The 4,313-nt window shown below is 42.6% G+C and carries 2 protein-coding genes and 1 pseudogene; 2 read left to right on the forward strand and 1 reads right to left on the reverse strand.

Annotated elements, in window-relative coordinates; all coding sequences use genetic code 11:
• Window positions 1-65 (reverse strand): annotated as a pseudogene (locus ACFE90_RS36740) (carbon dioxide-concentrating protein CcmK); the annotation flags it as partial.
• Window positions 66-724: 659 nt separating this feature from the next.
• Here ACFE90_RS36740 and ACFE90_RS36745 point away from each other — a divergent pair.
• Window positions 725-2,581: an NAD(P)H-quinone oxidoreductase subunit F gene (locus tag ACFE90_RS36745; protein WP_375507166.1), complete on the forward strand. Its 1,857-nt coding sequence runs from the start codon at window positions 725-727 to the stop codon at window positions 2,579-2,581.
• A 125-nt stretch (window positions 2,582-2,706) separates the two neighbouring features.
• Window positions 2,707-4,212: an NADH-quinone oxidoreductase subunit M gene (locus tag ACFE90_RS36750; protein WP_375507167.1), complete on the forward strand. Its 1,506-nt coding sequence runs from the start codon at window positions 2,707-2,709 to the stop codon at window positions 4,210-4,212.
• Window positions 4,213-4,313 lie beyond the last annotated feature (101 nt).

Here is a 4,313-nt window from a genome sequence, read left to right on the forward strand (position 1 = left end):
GCATCAGCAGCTTCCACTACTGCTGGAAAGCCCTTCGTTTCAATCATCCCAACTGCAATTGGCATCGCAGAACTCCTACAATATTAATCCAATCTGTACTGTCGCTTAAAATTTTTGACGGGGAGAGCTTGATCTTAATAGCTAAGAAAACACTTCCAAATTAAGCATAGGAAAGGTTGGCCTTTCTGGCAATATAAATTACTATAATAGTTTATGATAAGAAAGTTTTAAAAAACTTAACAAAAATTTATCTGTCCTCTTGAGCAATTAAAGTTCACTGATTCCTAGAGGAGCCACTTATGCTTTATAATTTCTTTATTACATTTACAAAACGACATTCATAACCAGGGGTAATTTTATCTGGAGAGGGACGACAAGTTGCTATATCTTATGCTGTGTCTAGGTTCTGCCAATTTTTGCTATATGTACAAGGACTAAGTGAAAAATATATAATTTTTCCAAATATATCCTATAAAGTAGTTTGTTCAAAGTAGAAATAAAAATGTAAAAACAAAAGTGAGGTTAAAGCATTTACTTGCTTTAACCTATGTAAAGTTATATTTTATCAAAGTTTAATAGGGGAAAAAAAAGTAAAAATACTTATGATAATTGAGTTGAAACAAGAGTAAAAAATATTGATATTTGTACTAAATTAATTTTGTAAAATCAATAATAGTATAAAAGCTTTTTTAAAATTAAGGCTGAGTCGTCAAGGTGAATTTAAATGGATCAAGTTCTATTTTTAACAAGTTGGTTTGTGCCTTTATATAGCTTATTAGGCGCAATTTTGACCTTGCCGTGGGGAATAGGAATAATTCGGCGAACAGGGCCAAGACCTGCGGCATACATAAACTTGTTGACGACCGTTTTGGCTTTTGTCCATAGTCTGTTTGTATTTAACATTATCTGGGATAAAGAACCAGAAAAGTTACTGGTGACGTGGTTCAAAGCTGCTGATTTAGACTTATCTTTTGCCTTGGAACTCTCACCAGTCAGTATTGGGGCAACAGTTTTAATTACAGGGTTAAGCTTACTTGCACAAGTTTACGCTCTGGGTTATATGGAAAAAGACTGGTCGTTGGCACGTTTTTTTGCGCTGCTGGGATTTTTTGAAGCAGCGCTGAGTGCTTTAGCAATCAGTGATTCTTTATTTTTCAGCTATGGTCTTTTGGAAGTGTTGACGCTTTCAACTTACTTGCTGGTGGGATTTTGGTATGCTCAACCGCTAGTAGTGACGGCGGCGCGGGATGCGTTTTTAACCAAACGGGTGGGAGACTTGTTGCTGCTGATGGCTGTGGTGACACTTTCCACCTTAGCCGGCAGTTTGAACTTTTCAGATCTATATGAGTGGGCGCAAACAGCTAATTTAAGCCCAATGACATCAACATTGCTGGGGTTGGCCTTAATTGCTGGGCCTGCTGGTAAATGCGCCCAATTTCCCCTGCATCTTTGGTTGGATGAGGCAATGGAAGGGCCCAACCCCGCCTCGGTAATGAGAAACTCACTAGTCGTAGCTGGTGGTGCTTATTTACTGTATAAACTTCAACCATTGTTAGCCCTGTCGCCAGTTGCCTTGAATGTATTAGTAGTAATGGGAACGGTAACGGCAATTGGGGCGACATTAGTATCCATAGCTCAAATTGACATTAAGCGATCGCTGTCTCATTCCACCAGTGCATACATGGGCTTAGTGTTTTTGGCGGTGGGCTTGCAGCAAGGGGGTGTAGCCTTGATGTTGCTATTAACTCATGCGATCGCTAAAGCATTATTATTCATGAGTTCGGGTTCAGTAATCTTGACTACCCAAAGCCAAGACTTGACAGAAATGGGCGGTCTGTGGTCAAGGATGCCAGCCACAACTACTGCCTTTGTTGTCGGTTCAGCCGGGATGGTAACACTGCTACCATTGGGAAGCTTTTGGGCAATGTTAGCATGGGCTGACGGTTTTGTGAATATTAGCCCTTGGGTAATTGGGGTTTTATTATTGGTTAATGGCTTAACAGCATTGAACTTAACCAGAGTATTCAGATTAGTATTTTGGGGTAAACCGCAACAAAAGACCCGTCGCACCCCAGAAGTTGGTTGGCAGATGGCCTTACCAATGGTGATTCTCACAGTCTTTACTCTGCTTGTGCCTTTGATGCTACAGCAATGGTACTTGCTACCAGATTGGGAAAGTATTAATTGGTATGTAGCGTTAGCGTTATTTACTTCTACCGTCGTCGGGGTAGGTGTAGGGGCTACAGTTCATCTACACAAAGCTTGGTCAAGATCCAGAATTTTGGCGTGGAGATTTGTGCAGGACTTGTTAGGTTATGATTTTTATATTGACCGAGTTTATCGCGTAACGGTAGTTGGTGCAGTAGCACTGCTATCTAAAATTTCTGCTTGGAGCGATCGCTATTTAGTCGATGGTTTAGTCAACTTGGTTGGATTTGCGACTATTCTCGGTGGACAAACTTTAAAGTACAGCATTTCTGGGCAATCTCAGGGCTATATGTTGACCATCTTAGCGGTCGTCAGCGTCCTGGGTTTATTCATCAGCTGGTCATCTGGTTTACTAGATAAATTACCTTTTTAAGCGAGTTAGGAGTAGAGACGCGATTAATCGCGTCTGTTAGGAGTTAAAAGTTTTAAAAGTTATTATTCTCCACTGCTCCCCGTGCTTCCCCTGCTTTCCCTACTCCTCTAACCTGAATTCCGTCTATGCTTAGTGTTTTAATTCTAGTGCCGTTAATCGGCGCAGCTTTAATTGGTTTCTCGCCCTCTGGCATCAATAGGAAATTCGCCCGTGGGGTGGCTTTAGTCTTTGCCAGTATTGCTTTCTTGTGGACAATCATACTAGCAATTCAGTTCCATCCAGGGGAAATCACTCAACAGTTTGCCGAGTCTCTACCTTGGATAGATGTCTTAGGCTTGAACTATAACCTGGGAATAGATGGTTTATCTTTGCCACTGCTGGTTTTAAATGGATTGTTAACTTGCATTGCCATCTACAGCAGCGATGAATCCCTACAGCGCCCTAAATTTTATTACTCTTTGATACTATTATTAAGCGCTGGGGTGACTGGAGCTTTTCTGGCACAGGATTTACTGCTATTTTTCTTGTTTTACGAATTGGAACTAATCCCGCTATATCTGTTGATAGCCATTTGGGGTGGGGAAAAGCGGGGTTATGCTGCAACAAAATTTCTCATTTATACTGCCGTTTCGGGAATCTTGATTTTGGCAAGTTTTCTCGGCATGGTTTGGCTGAGTGGTTCCTCTAGCTTTGCACTAGCAACCTTGAACCCTACGACTCTACCTCTAGCGACACAGCTTTTACTGTTAGGGGGAATTTTGGTAGGTTTCGGGATTAAAATTCCTTTGGTTCCCTTCCATACTTGGTTGCCAGATGCTCACGTTGAAGCTTCCACACCAATTTCTGTGCTGTTGGCTGGAGTGTTGTTGAAGTTGGGAACTTATGGCTTACTGCGGTTTGGCATGAACTTGTTACCAGAAGCTTGGGCTTATGTGGCTCCTTGGTTAGCAACTTGGGCAGTAGTCAGTGTACTGTATGGTGCATCCTGCGCGATCGCCCAGACCGATATGAAAAAAATGGTGGCATACAGTTCTATTGGACACATGGGGTACGTACTTTTAGCGGCGGCGGCGGCCACACCATTAAGTGTGTTAGGTGCTGTTATGCAGATGATTAGCCACGGCTTGATTTCCGCCATGCTGTTTTTGCTGGTAGGGGTTGTGTATAAAAAAGCCGGAAGCCGGGATTTAGAAATCCTCCAAGGACTGCTGAACCCAGAACGAGGTATGCCCGTAATTGGTAGCTTGATTGTTGTGGGAGTAATGGCCAGCGCTGGTATACCAGGAATGCTTGGCTTTATTTCCGAATTCATCATTTTTCGGGGCAGTTTTCCAGTTTTTCCAGTGCAAACGCTGCTATCAATGATTGGCACAGGCTTAACTGCGGTTTACTTTTTAATACTTCTCAACCGTGCCTTTTTTGGACGCTTGTCTGCACAAGTTACCAACCTACCACGGGTGTATTGGAGCGATCGCGGCCCAGCTGCTATTTTAGCTGTGCTAATTGTTATTTTCGGCATTCAACCTGGTTGGTTAGCACGCTGGACTGAACCAACAATTACAGCAATGGTGAATACTCAAAGCATTGTAGCAACAGTGTCCTTGGATAAGAAAATGGAGAATGGGAAGTAGAAAGTGGGGGAGATGAGGGAGATGGGGAGGCTTTTAAGGCAGGGGAGCAGGGAGCAGGGAGCAGAGGAAAAAGAAGTAATTTTTCATTCTCCCCCTTGCCC

The organism is uncultured Nostoc sp. (genome assembly GCF_964245445.1).
Classification (GTDB): Bacteria; Cyanobacteriota; Cyanobacteriia; order Cyanobacteriales; family Nostocaceae; genus Nostoc.